Genomic DNA, 20,999 nt, shown 5'->3' on the forward strand with positions numbered 1-20,999 from the left:
CATCCGTTAGTTAGGCGGGGTTCGTTTTGGCTCCATAGCATCTCTTCCTCATCGCCTTCTTAACCTCCCGGCTTTTTCCCGATGGTTTTGTCGCAACATGGTTACGGTCACGGCGACCGCCTATCTCATCGTCATTCCGATCACGGCTTTCTCGGTTAGTCCTCGTCTGCAGCCGCAGGTGGAGGATCATAAGCTGATCTGGGGGGCCGTGCGCTTGCAATTTCGTATCGAAAACAGCAAGTTAGTCAGCCGAACTTGGGCCGGTGGGGAGACGGTCGGCTTCCTGGGATCAATAGGCGGCTAAACCGACGAATCTGCGTCGATAAATTTCGTGCAAGGAGGGGCCCCCGACATAAGCAAATGCTTACATTTGCGATAATAAGCGGTTCGCCAATGGCGAGGTCCTCTCATGATGGTCAGATGCTTCGGGCAACGAAGGAAAAGATCCATGACCGTCCCGCCTAGTCTCGATTCCGATGAATTTGCCAAGAAACCTCATCCGCACGCGCCGAAGGTGGGATCCTGTCGTAAAAATTACGCATTGGCTCATTTGTCACGGCCATCCTCGCCAACGCGCTGGTCACCGAGGAAGGATCCGGCGCGCATATCTGGGTCCGCGGCTAAACGCACTGGCCGCCATCCTCGCGCTCTTCGGCTACTGGGCTGGGATCGATAGGCCCCCTGAGGCCCCGCTTCTCGGCCTTCCCCTGAGCCCCGCCAGGCAATACCGGCGCTGGGCCACCTGCGCGACATAAGGGCCGGCAAAAGGAGGTCCGTCTCTCGCACAATCCGCCTCGGCGCGCTGATGTGGTCCACCAGTCGATCTGGGGGCATGCTCGGGCCAACATCGCCAGCGGACCGCAATGGCGGGGCCACCCCAACGACTTTCGCGATCGAGGGGGAGCGGTCGGACGAGGTTACCCAGAAGGTTCTCGCGGAACGGCGTGATCTGTGATGCCGATGAAGCGACCGAAGGCGCGAGCGGCGAGGAAAGCGAGTGGGAAGAGGTACATGAGACGGCCGTCAATCGCTCTACGTTCTGATCGCGCTGCATATCGCCGGGGTGGTCTTCGAGAACGCGCCGCAGCGGCCGGGAAATCCTGTTGGCGCTATGTTGCCGGGGCGCGCGTAAACCGTGGCCATGCAGCAAAGACGCAGAGCGCTGGAACGTCGGGCGGTCGCGACCACCTTCTGTGATCCTCCAGGCTCTGGCAACGATCTTCTTCATCGCTGACGTCGCTGGCGACATCGGCGATGATGGCTGGAGCATTCACCTGCTTGTCGAAACGGGCGCGACCGTCGCGCTTATCGCCGGCGTTGTTTTCGGCGCGCTCCAGCTGCGCTGGCTGATCCTGCGCGCCCGACTCGACGAGACGGGCGTCGCAACGGCGCGCGGCGCCATGGCGGACCTTATCCGGCAGCGGTTTCTCGATTGGCAACTGACCGGTCGAGGCCGATGTCGCGCTCTTCGCGCTCAAAGGTTTCGATGCTGCCGAAATTGCCGCGCCCCGCGGCGCGGCATCGGGGACGATCCGGGCGCAGCCGCGCGCATTTACGCCAAGGCCCATGCGCATTCGTGAGTCGGCCTGATGGCCCTGATAGCCGAGGATCTTGTCGACGGCGACGCGATCAACCGGCCGAAGCCAAACCGCTGGCATGAGAAGCCAAGGCGAAAGCCATCTTGTTCGCGGATCGGCTGGCTGCGTGCCGCCGTACTTGGCGCCAACGACGGCATCGTCTCGACCGCGAGCCTGATCATGGCCGTTGCCGCATCGGGCGCGCCACGCTCCGCAATCCTTGTGTCGGGTATTGCCGCAATTTTTGGCCGGTGCAGTGTCGATGGCGGCCGGAGAATAAGTTTCGGTGAGTTCGCAGTCGGACACCGAGCAAGCGGACCTCGGACGCGAACGGCTTGAACTGGCCACAAGCCCCGACGCGAACCTTTGAGGAACTTGCCGGCATTTACCGGGCACGCGGCCTCGATGCCGATATCGCGGAGAACCGTCGCCACGCAGATGACCGCGTTCGTGCGTCGGCACCCACGCCCGCGACGAGCTTACATTAGCGATACGACCTGGCGCGGCCGATCAATGCGGCGTTCACCTCCGCCGGCACCTTCACCTGGGCGCCCTTCCGCCGGTTGTCGCGGCAGCCCGCTTCCCAGACCTTACTTGTCCCTGGCGAGGCGGTCGCGTCGCTCCTGTTTCTCGTCCTGCTCGGATGAGTTGGGGCGGCGGCGGGCGGATCCCGGCCCCGTTATCCTGTGGCGCGCGTCCTTTTCTGGGGCGCCTTGGCCATGGCGCTGACGGCAGGTATCGGGCGACTGGTCGGAACCGCGATCTCGAACTGCGCGCACCAATTTCTCGTATGCTCGCCGAACTTTCGGTCCGGCGCGATCACGTATTGGATGGCTGTCCTATCCCCGCTCAATTGAAAATCGGGCAATCACAGCGTTTTCCGGTGAGCCTCACGGCTAGTTCCCCCGCTTCGCCGGAGCTGCTCCCAGTCGGTCAATTTTGCCAAAGCCATCGCGTCGTGTCAGCGAGGAGAGCGAAGTGACATGATGTAAGCGGAGGCCATCTCAGCCTCTTCTCTGGTCAGCATGATCGACATCGCATCCGGTGTAAGTCGTCCGTCGCGAAAGAATTCGCGCAGCGTATCTTGGGTAAACCCCATATCATTAGCGACGGCCACAAAGCTGGGTGCCTGTGAATTGGGCGGCTCAACGCCCGGGCGCAATGCATGACAACCGCTACATCGCTCTTCGACGACAAAGAAAGTCGCGCGTCCTGAGTTTGCAGCGCAGGCGCACGGGCAGCCGAATTTGAAGTGGTAACGTCCCGCCTGGCAGGCACGCATGCGCACAGTAGAGTCGTTGTCAATACGAAGAGCAATCGTGAAAACTGCATGGCGAGCCTTTCGAGGCCGGATAGCGAGACCTTGCTACGCTATTCTGGGCATTGTTGCAAAGCGGCGCCGCAATCAAACGCGGATGGCTCAGGCTCCTGTTCTGGCTATCTGCGGCTCCCGATCGTAGAATTCGACGACCATGCGGACGGGACCAATCGTTTCGACCAAATGGAGCTGGTCCGGAATAACGATCCCCGGATGCTCGGCGTCGAGGATGGTTTCAGAAACCGGATCAAGAACCCGGTAGCGAAGCCGGCCTTCGAGCACCCGAATGACGCCCCAGACGCCGACCTTCGTACGATGCTCCCCGCGAAGCCCGGCCGGAAGCGTGGCCTCGTCAAAAATGGGGGTGCACTTGTACGGTTCCGGTGCGCCCATCATGACAGAGCAGACCGGGCCTCGGCCGCGGCGCAACGCACACTGCGGGCGTGAATTCCGTCACGCATCTCGAGCATGCAACCGGATATCGGTAGCGTGGTCGGGATAGGCTGCGACCCGCGATTGATCGGCAGACCCGCCGTTTAGCTGGTTTGCGAAACCATGGTTGACGTCGCGGTGATGCGCCTCGTCGGCGCGCACCAGCAATACGACATCGCGCAGCTTGGCATCGTCCGCCATCTTCCAATAATGCTTGGCGATGGCAGGAGCGGCCACGTTCGGCGACCGGCCCTCATCGATCTCCTGGAGGTACAATGTATAGCTGGTGACGGCTTCCTCCTCGAAATAGCCGACAACGCGGTGAGCGGTACGCGGCGAGATGAGATAGAGGATCGAGAATCCCACCAAGAATATGCCTTGAACGGACAGGATCATCATGCGCTCAAACCAGGTGGGCTTGGCGATTTCGATGAAAGTCATGAGATGCATGCGCTCGTTTTCGGCCTCTTCCATCAAGGTCCGAATCCAGCCCTCGTCGTCGCGCATCCGGCGCAGGCAACTAAGATGGGTAAGCATAGCGCCGACCATGCCAGGCACCGCTGCGACCGTCTCGAGAACGATCGCCCGGTGGCCGTAGCGCTTGGCGAACAATCTGTCGGCGCTGAAGCGCAGAAGCTTGGTGAAGCCGAGCGCGAACCGATCGGAGAATCCGGTCGGCTTGTGATGCACCGCGGGCCGGACCTTTCGTTCGGTCGCGAGGGCGAGCTTGTCGGGGATCAGAATCGTATTCGTCATCGTGAGTCCTTTCAGGACTGCGTGGGGGTCGGCCAGGGTGGGTTCCCGGGCACCGGCGGGAGGCGAAAATATAGTGCGAGCTTGAGGCTTTCGGCGATCCGCGCCGCCTTGTCTTGGAGCGCCAAGGCAGTGATTGGTGGCAAAACTCGGCAGTCACTTCGGCCCAGAGCATCAACCAGCGATCGAACATCGGCGGTGTTATTGCGGACAGATGTTTAAGGTGCGCTGCCACCGGACTGCCTTTGTAGCGACCGCTGGTGAGCATCACCGACGACCAAAAGTCGACCAGCTTTGCCAAGTGCTGCTGCCAGTCCCCGATCGCGCCGCCGAAAACCGGACCGATCAGCGCGTCGTCGCGGACGCGCGCGTAAAAGTTTGGAATCAAGCGCTCGAGCTGCGCCTCGCTCACCTTGTTGCTGTTATCCAAATCTCGTTCCTTAATGCGATGATTATATGCACGGCGATCTCGCGATCCCCCGACCCACCAAGATCGATCAAGCAGCGACTGGGAGCGGCGGTTTCCGCTCGACGGGAACGAGCGGAGCATCGCCCGGACAGAGCCGCACGTTGACGTTCAGGGACACTGAATTTGAATCCCGTCCGGGTTTTGAGATATCCGCTCGAGCCGTGGATATTTATTTTCGATCTTTCAATGCGGCTCGGTCATTTGCCAAATGTATCCAGTCGCTTGTGAACCAGATCGAGCAACATCCCTATCCGTAGTTCCCCTTATTCGGACCAAGGTCGCGAACAGCAATTATGGGGGCATCGCCACGGCCTTGATCCCATCGGCAAGCATGGAGGTAGAATCGAAATGGACCGGACTTGGCCGAATGGCGGACCGGCAGGTTGTCGCCAGAAGACGAGCAAAGCTGCCCAAGATCGATGGGTCGCAGTATGGAGCGGTCACGAGCGGTTTCTTAAGATTTCGCTGTAATAGCAAGGGCGTGACAAAGTCCTCCAAATCTCCATGCGCTGGGTGCCGTGACGGTACCGAACTCGCGTTTGAGTTTTCGATGGCTTTCCAGCCGATTGTCGACATCCTCGATGGCGTTCCATTTGCATATGAGGCACTGGTTCGCGGACCGGCGGGAGAAAGCGCGGCGAGCGTGCTTTCGCAGGTATCGGACAGCAATCGCTATGCGTTCGACCAGCAGTGCCGCGTCAAAGCCATCGAAACCGCAGCGGCGGCGGGGCTGATTGAGATGGGCGCGCGGCTTTCCATCAATTTTTTGCCCAATGCCGTGTATTCGCCTGCGGCTTGCATCCAAGTAACGCTCAAAGCAGCAAAAAAGGTTGATTTCCCGACCAACCGCCTGATCTTCGAATTTACCGAAAATGAGGAAATGGTCGATCCTGATCATGTGGCTAACATCATCGCGACATATCAGCAAATGGGGTTCGGAACCGCGCTGGACGATTTCGGTGCGGGGCACGCGGGGTTGAACCTATTGGCGCGCTTCCAGCCGGACATCATCAAGCTCGACATGGAGCTGATCAGGGGACTGGATACGAGCATGCCGCGGCGCATGATTGTCAACGCGGTCGTCAAAATGTGTGACTCGCTAGGCGTGACGGTGATCGCCGAGGGAATTGAGACTGCCGGGGAACTCGACGCACTGCGAACGATGGGCGTGCGGTATGTCCAGGGATTTTATTTCGCCAAACCAGAATTTGAGGCGCTTCCCCCGGTTGCGCTGCACTTGAGCGAAGAACGGCGATTTGCTTAGCAAGCTTGTTGCTCAAGCGGGTGCAAGCTGCCGGCACGAATTTGCCTGTTCGTCGGCGATCAGGGCAGGATAAGCGGCGAAGACGACGTCCGTTTAGACCTCAACAAATGAGCGATAAGAGACTGTTAGCTTTCATTCCGAGAATGAACGAACCCCACGCAATTATGGTATTTCATCACTGGTATTTCGAACACCCGAATTCGAGCCTCACTAGCGTTCCGGGTTCCGCATCGCCGATGGCGAGCCGCCCCTTGTGCAGCCCAACGATCGCACTAACGAGCGACAGGCCGAGGCCGGTTCCGGCGACGTGCGCGGTATCGGGGAGACGAAAGAAGCGCTCGGTCACATTTTCGCGATATAAGGGCGGGATACCGGGGCCGGTGTCGGCTATTTCGACGATGACGCCGGACCCCGCTTTCGCGGCGCCCGCCATTACCGCACCGCCTTCGCCCCCATATTTGATCGCGTTGTCGAGCAGGTTCGAGACCGCCTGGAAGAGCAGGTTCGGATCCGCTTCGAGCGTTAGTCCGGGTGCGACGCGGCTTTCGATGTGCTGGCCGCGCGCCTCGGCTTCGGGGAGGTGAAACTCGACCGCATCGGCCAGGAGCGTCGAGAGATCGACGGTTTTAAACCCCGCCAGGTGTCGCCCGCTCTCGATCCGCGCGATGCGCAGCAACGCATCGAAAATCTCCTGCAGCCGTGCCGCTTCGGCCGATGCCTGTTCCGCAAGTCGCTGCCGCTCGCCTTCGTCTGAGGTGTTGCGCAGGTCGTCGAGATCAGCGTGGAGGCGTGCCAGCGGCGTGCGAAGTTCGTGCGCGACATTGTCCGACACGCGCCGCACCGCCTCGACCGCTTCCTCGATGCGTCCCAGCATCCGGTTGAGGATTTCGCTAAGCTCGTCGAAATCGTCGCCCGTGCCGCGCAGCGGAATGCGCTCCGTCAGGCTCCCTGCCATCACCCGGCGAGCGGTCCGCGTCACCGCGTCGATCCTCCGTCCAACCGCGCGGCCCATCGCGACGCTACCGCCAATCGCCAGCGCCGCGGCGACCAGGATCAGCCAGGCGGCGGCGCTTGAGAATATCTCGTCGCGGTCGTCAATATCCTCGACGTCGCGCCCAACGATCAGCCGCGCCCCGTCGTTGAGGCGGCGCTCGACCGACAGCGCGGTATAATCCTGTTCGGTTCCCAGGAATGACACGTCCGCGTCGAGCAGGCTCCAGTCCGCAATAGTTGCATCGGGCCAGCTTGGCAGATTGGCAGTCTGCACTTTCCCATCCGGAAGTGACAAGGCGTGGAATGCTCTTCTGTGTTCGCCTCGCTCGCGAAGCTGCAGCGCCCGAAGGAGCGCACCGCGCCCGCCGGCGCGATCGACCGCGGTGAGGCTGTCCGCCTCGCCCTGGACCGCCGCCGCCTCCTTCAACATCGGTTGATAAACGCCGAACCAATAAGCTGCGCCGAACATTGCCCCAGTCGAGGTCAGAAAGAGCGCGACATAGACCAGCGCCAGTCGCACCGTCAGGCTGCGCCAAATCCCGCGGCGAGACAGCCTGCTCAAGCACCAGCTCGCATGACATAGCCGGTGCCGCGAACCGTATGGATCAGCGGCATGTCATGGCCGCGGTCGACCTTTTGCCGGAGGCGGCTGACATGCTGGTCGATGATATTGGTCTGCGGGTCGAAATGATAGTCCCAGACATGCTCGAGCAACATCGAACGCGTGACGACGCGCCCCTCGTTGCGCGCGAGATAGGCGAGGATGCGGAATTCGCGCGCGGTAAGATCGATCGTCCGGCCCTGCCGCCGCACCTGCTGGCCTAGCAAGTCGATGTCGAGATCGCCAACGCTGAGCTTCGACTCGGCGACGATTGCGGGGCCGCGGCGGCCGAGCACATCGATCCGCGCGAGCAGTTCGGACATGGCGAACGGCTTGGTCAGATAGTCATCGCCGCCTGCGCGGAGGCCCGCGACGCGCTCGTCGACGTCGCCGAGCGCGCTGAGGAACAGCACCGGCGTCGTATCGCCCGTCGCGCGGATTGTCTGGACGATCGTCAGGCCATCGACGTTGGGAAGCATACGGTCGACGACGATCAGGTCAAAGGTTTCGGAGGCCGCTCGCAGCAGCCCCATGCGCCCGTCGTGGTCGATCGTGACGAGGTGCCCGGCGGCCTTCAGCCCCTTGTCGATATGCTCCGCAACGCGGGCGTCATCCTCGATCACCAATATCTGCATCGTCCTCCCGTTACCGGGTGGCGGGCGAAATCGCCACCCGGCGGGCGAACATGTCGAAAATCAAATGTTAGGCCCACCGCCGCGTCAGGCCGCGCTGCCACCTGGGTTCCGGAAGGAGCAGGCGATGGCACGGGTACGAAGACAAACGGAGGGCGCGGCTTTCGCCCCAGGGCCGCAACGGGCGATGCTGTCGATCTTCGACCTCGACCGCACGCTCACCACCCTGCCGACCTATACCCCCTTCCTGTGGTTCGCGGTACGCAGCCGCGCCCCGTGGCGCCTGCTCCTTCTCCCGCTGCTGCTGCCGGTCGCGATCCTGTATGCGCTGAAGCTGGTCCCGCGCTGCCGGATGAAACAGGCGATGCACTGGGTCGCGCTTGGCAGCGTGGTGCCCGAGCGCGAGGCAGCGCGGCTCGCCGACCGCTTTGCACGGACCCTGACCAAACGCGGACTCTATCCCGATGGCGTCGCGCTGATCGAGGCCGAGCGTGCGGCGGGGCGGCGGATCGTCCTCGCAACCGCGGCACCGCATTTCTACACGGCCGCGATCGCGCGGCGGCTGGGCATCGCCGACGTCGTCGCGACGGCTTCGAGCTGGAAAAACGGCCGTCTGACGCCCGCGATCGTTTCGGAGAATTGCTATGGCGCCGACAAGCGCTCGTTGGTCGAGGCCTTTCTGGAGCGGTCGGCGATAGCGCGCGAGGCGGCACATATTCGCTTCTATTCGGACCATGCCTCCGACCTGCCGATGTTCGAACTTGCCGACGAAGCGGTTGCAGTCAACCCGTCGGTAAAGATGCGGACCATCGCGGCGGCGCGCGGCTGGCCGGTGCTGGACTGGCGGTGAGCGCGATGCATATCGGTTTTCTCTTCAACCATTACGGCGGACATCAGGTGGCGCATGCGTTGCCCGTCGCGCTGGCGCTGCTTCGCCGCGGTACGAATGCCAAGGTCAGCGTGCTCGTATCCGAGGACTGCGAGAGCGAGGTCCGGCGCATGGCGAGCGCTACGCCCGGCCCGGCGCCCGAGATCATCCGCCTTCGCCCGCCTTCCAGAATCGCGCGCGCCGCCAACCGCGCGAGCGGGCGCGCGATCCCCGCCGACATTCTCTCGACGCTCCACCGCAACCTCGACCGGTTCCGTAAGCTCGACGCGCTGGTGGTGCCCGAAAAGACATCGCTGATGCTGAAGTCGCTCTTCGGCCTTAAATCGCTGAAACTCGTCCACACGCGCCATGGCGCCGGCGACCGCGCGATTGGGTTCGACAAGGCGAGCGGCAAGTTTGATCTCGTCCTGCTGTCGGGCGAAAAAATCCGCGACCGACTGTCCGAAGCCGCACTGCTGAAAAAGGATGGGCATGCGATCGTGGGCTATCCGAAGTTCGATATCCCGCCGCCGAAGCATCCGCGGCTGTTCGCGAAGGACAAGCCGACCGTCCTTTACAACCCGCACCCGTCGCCCGCGCTGTCGTCGTGGTACCGCATGGGCCCGCAAATCCTCGACTGGTTCGCAAACAGCGACCGGTACAACTTCATTTTCGCGCCGCATGTGATGCTGTTCAAAAAGCGGATCACAGTATCGCTGTCGCCATTCGCGCTGGGATGGAACCGCGGTCCGAAGCCGGGCGATTATGAGCAGGATCATATGCTGATCGACACCGGCAGCCCGGCGTGCCTCGACATGACCTACACTGACGCTGCCGACATCTACATCGGCGATGCGAGCAGCCAGGTTTACGAGTTCATCCGCCGGCCGCGACCGTGTTTCTTCCTCAACCCGCGCGGTCATGCGTGGCAGGACAATCCCGACTTCGCGCACTGGCGCGCCGGGCATGTGCTCGACCGCTTCGAGCAGTTCGAGGTGGCTTTTTCAGAGTTGCCGCGCCTGACGCCGGCGATACGCACGCAACAGGAAAGCCTGTTCGACTATAGCTTCGATCTGCAGGAGCGCCCATCGTCTGAACGCGCTGCCGAGGCAATCCTTGACTATCTGGCGCGCCAATGAGCGCCGCAGCCCCCTCGCCGCTCGCGAGCTTTTTCGTCTATGGCGTTAAGAAGACGCTGCACAAGGCGTGGGTGCATCTGCTGACCGCGCTGCCGCTGGCGCGGTCGGACCCAGTCGTCACGTCCCGCTATGGCGTGCGGATGCGCGCGAATTGGCGCGACCGGACCTTCCAATACTGCCGCTATGCCACCTACGGCCGGGCGCTGTCGGACTATATCGCGGTGCAGGACCGGCCCTTTACCTTCGTCGACATCGGGGCGAACCAGGGCCTTTACAGCTTGCTTGCGGCACGCAACCGGCATTGCGTGTCAGCGGTCGCGTTCGAGCCGGTTGCGGCGACGTTTGCTCTGCTGCGCGACAACATCGCGCTCAACGGCGCGGGGACCAAGATCAGGCCCGTCCATGCCGCGGTCTCGCTTCAGTCGGGCATGGCGCGGATCGCGACGGACGATGCGCACAGCGGGATTGCGAGCCTGCGCGGCACCGCGACATCGGGCGGCGAGGAAATCCGAATTCTCGGCATATCGGGCGTCGATACGCTGCTCGAAGGCGCTACTCCGCTGATCGTCAAGATCGACGTCGAGGGGCATGAGGAGGCCGTGGCCCAAGCTCTGATGGCGTCGGCGCACCGCGACCGGATCGCCGCGATCTTCTATGAGGTCGACGCCCGCTGGACCGATGCGACCAAAATCGAGGCGCAGTTGCGACCGGCAGGCTTCGTTCGCTTCACCCGCTACGGCATCGGGGGCCACTATGATGTCTTGGCTAGTCGTTAGTGGCCGCCACCGGACGGCCAGCTTTCGGCGGGAGATCTCTCAGGTGACGCGCGACGTCCTTGATAATTCTGAGGACCCTTTATGGACCGCGACGCACCTTCCCAATTGAACCGAGCGACCGGCTTGGCCCACAAAATCCTGTCCGCAAGAATGACGGGCCTCCTCGCCGACCAGACAAAGCCGGCCCTTTCCTATACTCAGCGGCCAGCCGCCAACACGGCGTTGGTCCAAAGATCGAGGCGGCGAAACCGCAGGGCCTTGTCCGACCCGGACTTTTTGCGACTTGCCCGTGCCGACTATCAAATGCACTATCCCCGAAATGCATATTGTCCTGACTCCATTGGCTGATGAGCCCGAGCCAAATGATCCCGCACATGCTGGAGAATGGGCTGGGGCATTCAGTCACGCCGACAGTTGCAGCCCGCCTTGGTGCTTCTATTTCGTCCGCCTCGATGAGCGGCCCGTCGGAGTTGGACTTTTCAAAGGGCCACCGACTGACGGATTTGTGGAGATAGCCTACCTCGTCTTTATCGGTTCGCGTGGCCGCGGCGTGGCAACTGCAATTGCCAAGGAGCTCGTGTCGATCGCGCGCGAACACGGCGCGGTTCGGGTTGTCGCTCACACCTTACGTGAACCCAGCCCCTCAACCCTGGTGCTTGAGGCCAACGGTTTTACAGGTCCTGCCGAAGTTGTAGACCCGGAGGACGGGCCGGTTTGGCGGTGGGACCTGGCGCTCTAGTGTCAGCATGCCATCGTCAAAATCATCCTCTTCCGACATGGCCAATTTCAGACGGTTCCCTTGGCACCAAAGACGCCATAGCAGATGTAATGGGTTCATCTGGCAGCGCCGCGGGGTTCTCTGCGCCGTCGTGAGCCGCCAAGCGCATCTTGTCGACGGCGCGGGATCCTCAGAGTGTCGCGATCACAGGCCCATCGCGCACGCCTATGCTCGATATGCATGTCGAGCACAGGACGTGTGGTTATCGCTCAGCAAAATGCTGGGGCAACTTGCTCGATACGTGCGCGTTCGGCTGGGCTCACCGACCCGATGGCCTCGAGAAAACCCTTGTTGCGCATGGCCGATCCCAGGAAAGTCCAGCGCATGGCTTGATGTTGCACCGCGATAAATTCGGCGCGCTGATCGTCAGTCAACGAACGCCCCGTTGCCCGTTCGAAAGATGACAGATCCAGTTCGGTCTGCTGTTTCAAACCACCATCGATGAATGCGCCGATGTCCAGGAAATCATCGATAGCCCGGGTGATCTTTTCAGGACTGCTCTTTTCTGCCAGTTCATAGAATACCAGCGCATCCAACTTGGCATGCTGCGATTCTTCCAGCCAGGCGACCATGAAGTCTTCAGCGGTGCAATGAACGAATTCCCTTCGCGTTCACCAGGGCCTGCGAAAATGGCCGACGAGCGATCGCGGTGGCGACTTTCTCCGGGTTGATCTGAATCAAATCAATTGCCCGGTGCGCCTGCCAGACTGCAACCGACCGCAATTAAGCCAGGCACGCATCAAACCAACGATTTTGAAGGGGTCACCTGGCCGAAATTCATCTGGCGCGGCCGCGATGGGAGCGCCTTATGGCCGAGTTTAAACCGCCCGAAGGCTTTGCAACCTACAGTAGGTCAAGCCCATTACTCGCGCGCTGCGAGACGGTCGCACGAGGCCGCGCCCGCTTCCGCCGGCTGCTTCACCGACCACAGGACGCGTGATGGCGAAGCCAGCCCCCGCGTTAACTGCAAGGTCCAAGGGGCGAGGCTCATGACATGAGCCTGCAGACCGCATCGGCTTTGGCGCTGATCCTAATCCTGCTGCTGTTCGCCATTGCGGCAATCGTCGAAGCGCGAAGCGGAGCCTTGGCAAAACGCCCACGCCTCCGCCATGCAACCTACACGCTTGCGCTTGGCGTCTATTGCACCAGCTGGACCTTTTACGGCGCTGTCGGCAGCGCCGTGCGCGACGGCTGGTCCTATCTGCCCATCTATGCCGCGCCGATCGTGCTCCTTCTCGCCGCACCGAAATTCCTGCGGCGGCTCTCCGAGGCCGTCGCCGACGAGCAGGCCACCACGGTGTCGGATTTCATCGCCGCGCGGTTCAGCCATGACATCGTCGTCGCTCGCCTCGTCACGGTCACTGCGCTGCTCGGGACCATTCCCTATCTGGCGCTGCAACTGCGCTCGATAGGAGGTGCGCTATCGATCGTCACGGCGAACGACGTGTCGGAACCGGCCATGCTGGTGGCGGCGCCGCTCCTCGCGCTTTTCGCCATCCTCTTCGGGGTCCGCCGCTTCGAAGTCGCCGGCCGCAGCGAAGGGCTTCTTTACGCCATTGGGGCGGAGTCGGCGATCAAACTTCTCGCGCTCCTGGCGGTCGCCGGCGTGGCGGTGGCATTGATCGCGGCAGCGCCTGCCGACCAGATAGCAAGCGGGACCGCCGAGCTTCGCGAGCGCTTTCGCGTCGATCAACTGTCGATCGACGTCGCAGTGATTTTCCTCCTGTCGATGACGGCGATCATCGCGCTCCCGCGGCAGTTCTACATGGGTCTTGTCGAGGCCCGGCGCCCCGACGACCTGGTTCGGGCGCGGGGCGGGCTTGCGCTTTACCTCGCGGTGATGGCGGCGCTCGTCATTCCGATTGCGCTCGCGGGATCAATGGTCTTCGGTCCAGACATCAGCCCGGACCTCTATGTCCTCCAGCTACCGGCCGGCGAAGGCTATGGGATCGTCCTCGCTGCCGCGCTGTTGGGCGGGGTCAGCGCAGCGGCCTCAATGACGATTGCCGAGACGACCGCGCTTTCGACCATGATCTCAAACGATTTGGTCTTCCCAACGATGGTTCGCGGTACGATCGCCCGGTCGGGCGGGGTCGGGCGCCGCATGCTGACCGTGCGCCGCCAGTCCATCGTCCTGATCATGATCGCGGCGACTGGCTGGGCGCTGCTCGTCTCGCCGCGCCAGTCGCTTGCGTCGATCGGGCTTGTCGCTTTCGCCGCCATGGCGCAGTTCACCCCCCATCTGCTGCTCGCGGCAACGGGAAAGGGACGCGATCCGCTCGCAGCGCGCGCGAGCCTCTCGGTGGGACTTGCCCTGTGGGTTTACACACTCGGACTGCCACCGGTTCTGCCGACCGAATGGCTTGGCGCCTTGTCAGGATCGTTCGCCGATCCGCTGCGCCTGCTCGGCGCGGGTTCGCTCAGTCCGCTCGCACATGGCGTGTTCTGGAGCCTCGGCGCCAACCTCGCGGTCTATGCTCTGGTCGCAGCGCGCAAGTTCGAGCCGCCGCCGCTGCCGCGGTTCGCGCGCAGCGAGCGCCCGATCAGCAACCTGGGCGAGCTCGTGCAGCTGACCGCCAGCTTCATTGGCCGCGAACAGGCCGAGCGGGACTTTCCCGATGCGATCCCGGCGCAACTGATCGATCATCGATCGGCGCAGCGGGCGCGCGAGCTGATTGGGCAGGTGGTCGGCGCGTCCTCGGCGCGCGCCCTCGTCGCCTCGGCGCTCGCTGGCGGCCAGTTCAGCCTTCAGGAGGTGACGCGGCTGCTCGATGAAGGTGGCCAGAGCCTCCGCTTCTCGCGGGGGCTCCTCGCCGCTACCTTCGAGAATATCGACGCGGGCATCAGTGTCGTCGACGCGCAGCTCAACCTCGTGGCGTGGAATAGCCGTTATCTTGAGCTGTTCGAATATCCGCCGGGCATGGTGCGCGTCGGCGTGCCGGTAGCCGAACTGATCCGGTACAATGCAAGGCATGGTGATTTCGGGCCTGGCGATGTCGAAGACCAGGTCGCCCGGCGCATCGATCATCTGACCCGGGGCCAGGACCATAGTTTCGAGCGGCTCCGCAATGACGGGCGCGTGATCAAGACCGTCGGCGGTCCCATGCCGGGGGGCGGCTATGTCATGTCGTTTACCGACATCAGCGAGGAGGCGCGCATTCGCGAGGAGCTGCGCCAGACGCTCGAACAGCTCGAACATCGGGTCGCCGACCGGACACGCGAGCTGAGCGAAGCCAACCGCCTTCTCGCCCATGCCGACGAAGACAAGACCCGTTTCCTGGCCGCGGCAAGCCACGACCTGCTGCAACCGCTGCATGCCGCCCGGCTGTTCACGGCCGCACTGGCGCGCGACGCAAGCGAGAGCCAGCAGGAGCTGGTACGGCGAGTCGAAAGCGCCATTGGATCAGCCGAAGACCTTTTGCGCTCGCTCCTCGATATCAGTTTTGCGCCTTTTCTGTCGGACCTCGCCGAGACAATCCGCCCGATCGCCGCAGCCAGAGGTCTGGGTCTGCGGCTCGGCCGCTTGCCGGGCTGGGTCGAGAGTGATCCCGGACTCCTGCGCTCGGTGATGCAGAATTTCCTGTCCAACGCGGTTCGCTATACCGCGAGCGGCGCAGTCCTTGTCGGGGTACGCCGGCGCGGATCGGATTGGCGCGTCGATGTGATCGATACGGGCGTCGGAATCGGCGAGCAGCATGTGGAGGAAATATTCGCCGAGTTCACCCGGCTAGGAGACGTCGAGGTCGAGGGGCTTGGCCTCGGGCTGGCGCTCGTTCGCCGGATCGTTCGTCTGCTCGGCGGACGGATCGAAGTCTGCTCGATACCCGGCAAGGGTAGCCGCTTCAGCCTCTATTTGCCCGCCAACGACCAAGCGCACACTGCCTTTGTCGATGCCATCGAGCCGGCGAAGCGGTCGTCCGAGGCTGCGAGGCTGCGCGTGCTCGTTGTCGACAATGACGAGATGATCGTTGAAGCAACAATCGCTTTGCTGGAGAGCCTCGGGCACACCGCGATCGGCGCAAGAACGATCGCCGAGGCGATGGATGCTGCGGGCGACGTCGATGCCGCTCTGGTCGACTATCATCTCGATCATGGTGAAAATGGCCTCGACCTCATCGACCAGCTCTGGAATCGCCGCGGCGGCTTGCCGGTCCGGCTGGTCACCGCCGAAAATGGCATGGCGATGCAGAAGCGGGCCGCCGCGATGAAAGCGGAGATTCTTGCCAAGCCGGCGGCGCCAGGCGCGATCGAAGCTTTTCTGACCGACGCGTCAATGACGCAGATCAAGGCCTAGCGAGCGGGCAACGAGCGCCGCCTGCGTGCGGTTGCGCACGTCGAGCTTGCGCATGATCGCGGTCATATGCGCCTTGACCGTCGCTTCGCTGATGCCGAGGCTATGCGCAATCTGCTTGTTGAGCTGGCCGTCAAGGACGGCGAGAAGGACCTTGAGCTGGGTCGGCGTCAGCGACGATACCGTCTCGCGGATGGCCTCAACCTCGCTCGTCGTTTCGCTCGCACGGGCAGGACCACGGCCGCCAAGGGCTTGGGTGATCGCCGTCTCGATCGCGCCAAGATCGCTGCCTTTGTGCAGAAAGCCGATCGCGCCAAACACGCGCGCTTCATCCGCGGCCGCCGCGCCTTCAGCGCTCGATACGACCAGGATCGGCACATCGGGACATTCGGCGTGGAGCAAGGCAATCCCCGAATAGCCGACGGCGCCGGGCATTTTGAGGTCGAGGAGGATGAGCTTGAGATCAGGTGCTGCCGAGGCCGCACGCGCTGCGGCTGCGAGGGTACCGGCTTCCGCGATGTCGGCGCCCGGCAGCACCTTTTCGACCGCCAGCCGCAAGGCCTGGCGGAACAGCGGATGGTCGTCCGCGATGAGGACGGCCGCGCTCACGCGTCCGCCGGCATCAGCCGGTTGGCAAGCAGATGATCGACGACCGACGGATCCGCGAGCGTCGAGGTATCGCCCAGATTGCTCACGTCATTTTCGCCGATCTTGCGCAGGATGCGGCGCATGATCTTGCCCGAACGCGTCTTCGGGAGCGATGGCGCGAACTGGATGACGTCAGGGGTGGCGATTGGTCCGATTTCATGGCGCACCCATTGGACAAGCTCCTTGCGCAGCGCCTCGTCGGGTTCGATCTCGGCGTTGGTCGTCACAAAGGCATAGATGCCCTGGCCCTTGATGTCATGCGGCATCCCCACCACCGCGGCCTCGGCGACCTTGGCATGGGCGACTAGCGCGCTCTCGATCTCGGCGGTGCCCATCCGGTGCCCCGAGACATTGATCACATCGTCGATGCGCCCCGTGATCCAATAATAGCCGTCGGTATCGCGCCGGCAGCCGTCGCCAGTGAAATAAACGCCAGGGAAGGTCGAGAAATAGGTCTGGAAGAAGCGCTCCTGGTCGCCCCAGACCGAGCGCATCTGGCCGGGCCAGCTGTCGGTGATGACGAGGCAGCCATCCCCCGCCCCTTCGATTTCCTTGCCATCATTGTCGAGCAGCGCCGGCTGCACCCCAAAGAAGGGACGCGTTGCCGATCCCGGCTTGAGCGGCGTGGCGCCGGGTAGCGGGGTGATCATCACCCCGCCCGTCTCGGTCTGCCACCAGGTATCGACGATCGGACAGCGGCGGTCGCCGACGACCTTGTGATACCATTGCCAGGCTTCGGGATTGATCGGCTCGCCGACGCTTCCGAGGAGGCGGAGGGACTTGCGGCTGGTCCGCGTCACCCAGTCATCGCCCTCACGCATCAGCGCGCGCAATGCGGTCGGGGCGCCGTAGAAGATCTCGACCGCGAACTTGTCGACAATCTGCCAGAATCGCGACGGATCAGGGAAATTGGGGACGCCTTCGAACATAACGGTTGTCGCGCCGTTCATGAGCGGGCCGTAGACAACATAGCTGTGGCCAGTGACCCAGCCGATGTCGGCCGCGCACCAGTAGATCTGGCCTGGCCGGTAATCGAACACATATTCATGCGTGATCGACGCCCAGACGGCATAGCCGCCCGTCGTGTGCAGCACGCCCTTGGGCTTGCCCGTGGATCCGGAGGTATACAGGATGAAGAGCGGGTCCTCGGCGTCCATCTCGGCCGGCGGACATTCCGGCGGTTGGGCGGCCACCGCCTCGTGCCAGTCGATATCGCGGCCCGCGACCTTTGCAACCGGAGCGCCCGTTCGGCGCAGCACGACCACTGTCTCGACGGCCGGACATCGAAGCAGCGCTTCATCGACATTGGCCTTGAGCGGCACGCGCTTGCCACCGCGCAGGCCTTCGTCGGACGTGAGGACAATATGGCTTTCGCAATCGTTGATCCGGCCGGCGAGCGCGTCGGGCGAGAAGCCGGCGAATACGATGGAATGGATCGCACCGATGCGGGCGCAGGCGAGCATCGCAATTGCCGCCTCGGGGACCATCGGCAGGTAGATTGTCACCCGGTCGCCGCGGCCGACACCGCGCGCCTTCAAAAGATTGGAAAAGCGGCAGACGTCGCCATGCAGTTCGCGGTAGCTGATCGCGCGATGCGCTTCAGCCGGATCGTCGGGTTCCCAGAGAATCGCGGTCGTATCGCCGCGCTCGGCGAGATGGCGGTCGAGCGCGTTGGCGCAGAGGTTGAGTGTGCCGTCGGCGTACCAGGCGATCTCGAAGTCCGCCTCATCGAAGCTGCTCTGCTTCACCTTGGTAAAGGGGCGGATCCAGTCGATCCGCGCGGCCTGCTCGCGCCAGAAATCCTCGGGCGCCTCGACCGAGCGGCGATACATGTCCCGATAGGCCGCCTCATTGATCAGCGCCGCGTCGGCCCATGCCTCGGGCACCGGATAAATTGCCTCTCCCATCACATCCTCCTGTCAGCTTGGGCTGTTCCACGCCTCCTTAGTCGAAGTCGCGTCGGCGGCGTGCTTAGACAAAGGTCGTAGATGCTCGACCTTGGTCGGGATGGCGGGCTCACCGCCGAACGCGCACTCCTTTCGCATCCAGGAAATCATCGGGAACGAGAGATCATGGATGCCAAGGCGCCTATCGGCAATATGGCCTGCCTCTCGCGGCGACGGCGCTCGCGACGCCGAGCCTAGCCTCGGCTCAGCGACGCCCCGCGAAGCCGAGCTCGAAGCGCGGCTCGAAGACTCGGAGGCCGAAATGCATGTCGCTGCGTCCGGACCTTGCCGCGGCGCGGCGACCAGGCGGCAACCGCGGCGGCCGCAATTGCAGGCGAAGGCGAAGAGCAGCGAAACCGCAGCTCAGCTTGCCGCGCTGCCAGCGCCTCTGCCGCCCGCCCCGCCGGCCGACGGTTTCCGTTCCGGCGCGACGACGATCAAGCTCGGCGGCTTCATCAAGCTTGTCGCCGCGAACAGCCGCTTCAGCGACGGCGAAGTCGCGACCAATTCGCTCGGCCGTGACTTCTACTTGCCGCAGGCGATCCCGACCGGCGGCGCGCCGGCAAGTCGCGTGCAGGATTTCAGCGCCAAGCAGTCACGCTTCTGGCTGAACTTCGCGACCGATGTCTCGGGCCATGCGGTGAAGGGCTATGTCGAAACCGATTTCCAGACCTCGCCCGGAACCCAGGGCTCGCAGCGCACGACCAATGGCGGTGGGTTCAACGGATCGTCGCAACACTTTATTCTTTGAGGAGAAGGAGTGTGGGGATGAAGCAGCGTCAGCGGATTTATTACTCGGCGGCACAGCGATCCGAGATCTGGGACCGGTGGCAGCGCGGAGTCGATGAGTTCGATCGGGCGGCGGTTTGATCGGCATCGTCGTCGATTTTCTCGGTGCTGTCGCCGTCGGGCGGCATTCGTCCGTCGGAGCGCAAGCGGTCGGAACGATCCTCAGCCTGAGCGAGCGCGAGGAGATATCAAGAGGTCTTGTCGCCGGCCGCTCGCTCAGAGCGATCAACCCAGCTTGGTCGGGCGCCTTCGACGATCAGTCGGGAGGTCTGGCGGGGTGGCGGTCGCGATCGGTATCGCGGGATCGTTTCGGATCAGGCAGCGTGGGACCGCGCGCTGCGGCCCAAGCCGTGCAAGCTGGCTTGCTATCCCGCGTTGCGCCGAACAGTATCGCGCAAGCTGCGCCGCAGTTGGTCACCCGAGCAGATCGCTGGCTGGCTCAAGCGCGGCTTTCCGGACGGAGAGCAGCACCGCGTGTCACACGAGACGATCTACAAAAGCCTGTTCATCCAGGCGCGGCGTCCTGAAGAAGGAGCTGCTCGAGCATCTCCGGGCGAAGCGCACGATCGCCGCTCGCGCCACGCCAGCCTGAAGCGCGACGGGCTTGGCCAGATCAAGGATGCGATATCGATCAGCGAGCCCCGCTTCGGTCGAGAACCGCGCCGTGCCCGGACATTGGAGGGCGATCTCATCTCGGGCGCGCGAAACAGCCATATCGTGACGCTGGTCGAACGCCAGTCGCGCTACGTGATCCTGGCCAAGGTGGCGAACAAAGGGGACCGCCAGCGTCGTCACGGCCCTGACCGGGCCAAACAGGCGCGCAAACTGCCTCGCGAGCTCTATCAGTCGCTGACCTGCAGGATCGCGGCAAGGAGCTTGCCGATCACCAGCGCTTCACCTTGGCTACCGAGGTCAGTCTATTTTTGCGATCCCCAAAGCCCGTGGCGGCAAGGCACCAACGAAAACACCAATCGTCTGCTGCGCCAGTACCTGCCCAAGGAACCGATCTCTCCCTGCGCAGCCAGGTAAACTCAGCGCCATCGCTCGCCAGCTCAACGAGCGCCCCAGAAAAACCTTGATGTATCAGACACCGGCTGAAATGTTCGCGGAGCGTGTTGCGGCGACCCGTTGAACCCACCGTCGCTTCCCGTCACTGGGACCATCTCGCGGTGAATGAACGAAACGGGATGGGAAGCGGACGTTGGGACGCTGTAGCGACTATCCGTTGCGTGCGATCTTGTCGGCAGAGATTATTGCTTCCGCGATATCACCGAACACAACCATCTTATATTGCTCTTGAAACGCGTGATGCGTGCTCCAGAAGTCGTAGATCGCTTTTCGAAAGTCCATTCCGTGATGGAATATGAACGAACTGAGAGGCCCCATACCGAACACGTCATCGACGGCGGCTACCCGATGATCCCCAGAGATCGCCTTAAGGACAGCCCATCCAGTCGCAGGTTCCTCGGACATTAAAGCATCGAGCATCCACGAAAACTCGCAGTCAATAGCCTCTCCCTTTTCGACGGCTTGGTTCGCAATCGCTTCCGTGATCCAGCCGTCCGCGACGGAAATGACATTTGAATATTCTGCCGTCATTTGGCGAGAATAGCGGAATTCTGGACGGCAGCAATTGGTCGTTTGTTGCCGTTTATGATTCCGGACTTGATCCGGGATTCACTGCGGCGCTGAGGTCTTGGCCCCCGGATAGAGTTCGGGGTAACA

General features: G+C 62.8%; 18 protein-coding genes and 2 pseudogenes. 11 read left to right on the forward strand and 9 right to left on the reverse strand.

Translation table 11 applies throughout. The features are described from left to right. Positions 1 to 97: 97 nt before the first annotated feature. From IPF76_RS12940 to IPF76_RS12950, 3 genes and pseudogenes are all read left to right on the forward strand, one after another. Positions 98 to 304 carry a hypothetical protein gene (locus IPF76_RS12940; protein ID WP_293844672.1) on the forward strand — a complete coding sequence of 69 codons (207 nt, stop codon included), beginning with the start codon at positions 98 to 100 and terminating at the stop codon, positions 302 to 304. An 889-nt stretch (positions 305 to 1,193) separates the two neighbouring features. Beyond that, positions 1,194 to 1,580, forward strand: a complete 387-nt coding sequence (locus IPF76_RS12945) for a hypothetical protein (protein WP_293844674.1) — start codon at positions 1,194 to 1,196, stop codon at positions 1,578 to 1,580. A 177-nt stretch (positions 1,581 to 1,757) separates the two neighbouring features. Beyond that, positions 1,758 to 2,341 (forward strand): annotated as a pseudogene (locus tag IPF76_RS12950) (VIT1/CCC1 transporter family protein); the annotation flags it as partial. A gap of 656 nt (positions 2,342 to 2,997) precedes the next feature. Here the strand turns inward: IPF76_RS12950 and IPF76_RS12955 are convergent. The 3 genes and pseudogenes from IPF76_RS12955 to IPF76_RS12965 form a co-directional block, all read right to left on the reverse strand. Next, the gene (locus IPF76_RS12955) at positions 2,998 to 3,288 is read right to left on the reverse strand and encodes a DUF1971 domain-containing protein (RefSeq protein WP_293844709.1); all 291 of its coding nucleotides are present in this window, start codon (positions 3,286 to 3,288) and stop codon (positions 2,998 to 3,000) included. Between the two features lie 60 nt (positions 3,289 to 3,348). Beyond that, the gene (locus tag IPF76_RS12960; protein ID WP_293844677.1) at positions 3,349 to 4,083 is read right to left on the reverse strand and encodes an alternative oxidase; all 735 of its coding nucleotides are present in this window, start codon (positions 4,081 to 4,083) and stop codon (positions 3,349 to 3,351) included. Positions 4,084 to 4,094: 11 nt separating this feature from the next. Continuing rightward, a pseudogene (locus IPF76_RS12965) lies at positions 4,095 to 4,510 on the reverse strand (group III truncated hemoglobin). Positions 4,511 to 5,099: 589 nt separating this feature from the next. On the opposite strand from IPF76_RS12965, the gene IPF76_RS12970 reads away from it, so the two are divergent. Continuing rightward, positions 5,100 to 5,813: an EAL domain-containing protein gene (locus IPF76_RS12970; RefSeq protein ID WP_293844712.1), complete on the forward strand. Its 714-nt coding sequence runs from the start codon at positions 5,100 to 5,102 to the stop codon at positions 5,811 to 5,813. A 175-nt stretch (positions 5,814 to 5,988) separates the two neighbouring features. Here the strand turns inward: IPF76_RS12970 and IPF76_RS12975 are convergent, their stop codons facing one another. After that, positions 5,989 to 7,368, reverse strand: a complete 1,380-nt coding sequence (locus IPF76_RS12975) for an ATP-binding protein (protein ID WP_293844679.1) — start codon at positions 7,366 to 7,368, stop codon at positions 5,989 to 5,991. Further along, the gene (locus tag IPF76_RS12980) at positions 7,365 to 8,042 is read right to left on the reverse strand and encodes a response regulator transcription factor (RefSeq protein ID WP_293844682.1); all 678 of its coding nucleotides are present in this window, start codon (positions 8,040 to 8,042) and stop codon (positions 7,365 to 7,367) included. The genes IPF76_RS12975 and IPF76_RS12980 overlap by 4 nt, the downstream gene beginning before the upstream one ends. A gap of 184 nt (positions 8,043 to 8,226) precedes the next feature. Here IPF76_RS12980 and IPF76_RS12985 point away from each other — a divergent pair, with 184 nt between their 5' ends. The 4 genes from IPF76_RS12985 (at position 8,227) to IPF76_RS20840 (ending at position 11,561) form a co-directional block, all read left to right on the forward strand. Beyond that, positions 8,227 to 8,889, forward strand: a complete 663-nt coding sequence (locus tag IPF76_RS12985) for an HAD-IB family hydrolase (RefSeq protein ID WP_293844685.1) — start codon at positions 8,227 to 8,229, stop codon at positions 8,887 to 8,889. 5 nt (positions 8,890 to 8,894) lie between these two features. Beyond that, positions 8,895 to 10,046, forward strand: a complete 1,152-nt coding sequence (locus IPF76_RS12990) for a hypothetical protein (protein WP_293844715.1) — start codon at positions 8,895 to 8,897, stop codon at positions 10,044 to 10,046. Continuing rightward, on the forward strand, positions 10,043 to 10,822 hold the full coding sequence (locus IPF76_RS12995; RefSeq protein ID WP_293844688.1) for an FkbM family methyltransferase: 780 nt from the start codon (positions 10,043 to 10,045) through the stop codon (positions 10,820 to 10,822). Before IPF76_RS12990 ends, IPF76_RS12995 begins: the two co-directional genes overlap by 4 nt. 319 nt (positions 10,823 to 11,141) lie before the next feature. Continuing rightward, entirely contained in the window at positions 11,142 to 11,561 is a 420-nt protein-coding gene (locus IPF76_RS20840) for a GNAT family N-acetyltransferase (protein WP_366499652.1), read from the forward strand. Between the two features lie 248 nt (positions 11,562 to 11,809). On the opposite strand, the gene IPF76_RS13000 is transcribed toward IPF76_RS20840, so the two are convergent. Then, positions 11,810 to 12,172 carry a hypothetical protein gene (locus IPF76_RS13000; RefSeq protein ID WP_293844690.1) on the reverse strand — a complete coding sequence of 121 codons (363 nt, stop codon included), beginning with the start codon at positions 12,170 to 12,172 and terminating at the stop codon, positions 11,810 to 11,812. Between the two features lie 422 nt (positions 12,173 to 12,594). Between IPF76_RS13000 and IPF76_RS13005 the strand changes: the two genes are divergently transcribed. Continuing rightward, positions 12,595 to 15,894, forward strand: coding sequence for a PAS-domain containing protein (locus IPF76_RS13005; protein WP_293844693.1), 3,300 nt, complete (start codon positions 12,595 to 12,597; stop codon positions 15,892 to 15,894). Here the strand turns inward: IPF76_RS13005 and IPF76_RS13010 are convergent. Next, a complete protein-coding gene (locus IPF76_RS13010; protein WP_293844696.1) occupies positions 15,871 to 16,500 on the reverse strand; it encodes a response regulator transcription factor in 630 nt (209 codons plus the stop codon). The two genes, IPF76_RS13005 and IPF76_RS13010, sit on opposite strands and share 24 nt — an antisense overlap. Beyond that, entirely contained in the window at positions 16,497 to 18,446 is a 1,950-nt protein-coding gene (gene acs / locus IPF76_RS13015) for an acetate--CoA ligase (protein ID WP_293844698.1), read from the reverse strand. The genes IPF76_RS13010 and acs overlap by 4 nt, the downstream gene beginning before the upstream one ends. 301 nt (positions 18,447 to 18,747) lie before the next feature. Between acs and IPF76_RS13020 the strand changes: the two genes are divergently transcribed. Both IPF76_RS13020 and IPF76_RS13025 read left to right on the forward strand, forming a co-directional pair. Further along, complete coding sequence (locus IPF76_RS13020; protein WP_293844701.1) at positions 18,748 to 19,236, forward strand: hypothetical protein; 489 nt, start codon at positions 18,748 to 18,750, stop codon at positions 19,234 to 19,236. A gap of 236 nt (positions 19,237 to 19,472) precedes the next feature. Further along, entirely contained in the window at positions 19,473 to 20,303 is an 831-nt protein-coding gene (locus tag IPF76_RS13025) for an IS30 family transposase (RefSeq protein WP_293844704.1), read from the forward strand. Between the two features lie 189 nt (positions 20,304 to 20,492). Here the strand turns inward: IPF76_RS13025 and IPF76_RS13030 are convergent, their stop codons facing one another. Beyond that, a complete protein-coding gene (locus tag IPF76_RS13030) occupies positions 20,493 to 20,873 on the reverse strand; it encodes a hypothetical protein (RefSeq protein ID WP_293844706.1) in 381 nt (126 codons plus the stop codon). Positions 20,874 to 20,999 lie beyond the last annotated feature (126 nt).

Origin of the sequence: Sphingopyxis sp., from assembly GCF_016704835.1 — a bacterium.
Classification (GTDB): Bacteria; Pseudomonadota; Alphaproteobacteria; order Sphingomonadales; family Sphingomonadaceae; genus Sphingopyxis.

Bases quoted from the DNA above. Each gene is read 5' to 3' on its own strand.
- IPF76_RS20840 (WP_366499652.1), top strand. From the start codon at position 11,142: ATGCATATTGTCCTGACTCCATTGGCTGATGAGCCCGAGCCAAATGAT.
- IPF76_RS13000 (WP_293844690.1), bottom strand. From the start codon at position 12,172: ATGGTCGCCTGGCTGGAAGAATCGCAGCATGCCAAGTTGGATGCGCTG.
- IPF76_RS12985 (WP_293844685.1), top strand. From the start codon at position 8,227: ATGCTGTCGATCTTCGACCTCGACCGCACGCTCACCACCCTGCCGACC.
- IPF76_RS13005 (WP_293844693.1), top strand. From the start codon at position 12,595: ATGAGCCTGCAGACCGCATCGGCTTTGGCGCTGATCCTAATCCTGCTG.
- IPF76_RS12970 (WP_293844712.1), top strand. From the start codon at position 5,100: ATGGCTTTCCAGCCGATTGTCGACATCCTCGATGGCGTTCCATTTGCA.
- IPF76_RS12955 (WP_293844709.1), bottom strand. From the start codon at position 3,288: ATGGGCGCACCGGAACCGTACAAGTGCACCCCCATTTTTGACGAGGCC.
- IPF76_RS12960 (WP_293844677.1), bottom strand. From the start codon at position 4,083: ATGACGAATACGATTCTGATCCCCGACAAGCTCGCCCTCGCGACCGAA.
- IPF76_RS12980 (WP_293844682.1), bottom strand. From the start codon at position 8,042: ATGCAGATATTGGTGATCGAGGATGACGCCCGCGTTGCGGAGCATATC.
- IPF76_RS13030 (WP_293844706.1), bottom strand. From the start codon at position 20,873: ATGACGGCAGAATATTCAAATGTCATTTCCGTCGCGGACGGCTGGATC.
- IPF76_RS12995 (WP_293844688.1), top strand. From the start codon at position 10,043: ATGAGCGCCGCAGCCCCCTCGCCGCTCGCGAGCTTTTTCGTCTATGGC.
- IPF76_RS12940 (WP_293844672.1), top strand. From the start codon at position 98: ATGGTTACGGTCACGGCGACCGCCTATCTCATCGTCATTCCGATCACG.
- acs (WP_293844698.1), bottom strand. From the start codon at position 18,446: ATGGGAGAGGCAATTTATCCGGTGCCCGAGGCATGGGCCGACGCGGCG.
- IPF76_RS13020 (WP_293844701.1), top strand. From the start codon at position 18,748: ATGCATGTCGCTGCGTCCGGACCTTGCCGCGGCGCGGCGACCAGGCGG.
- IPF76_RS12990 (WP_293844715.1), top strand. From the start codon at position 8,895: ATGCATATCGGTTTTCTCTTCAACCATTACGGCGGACATCAGGTGGCG.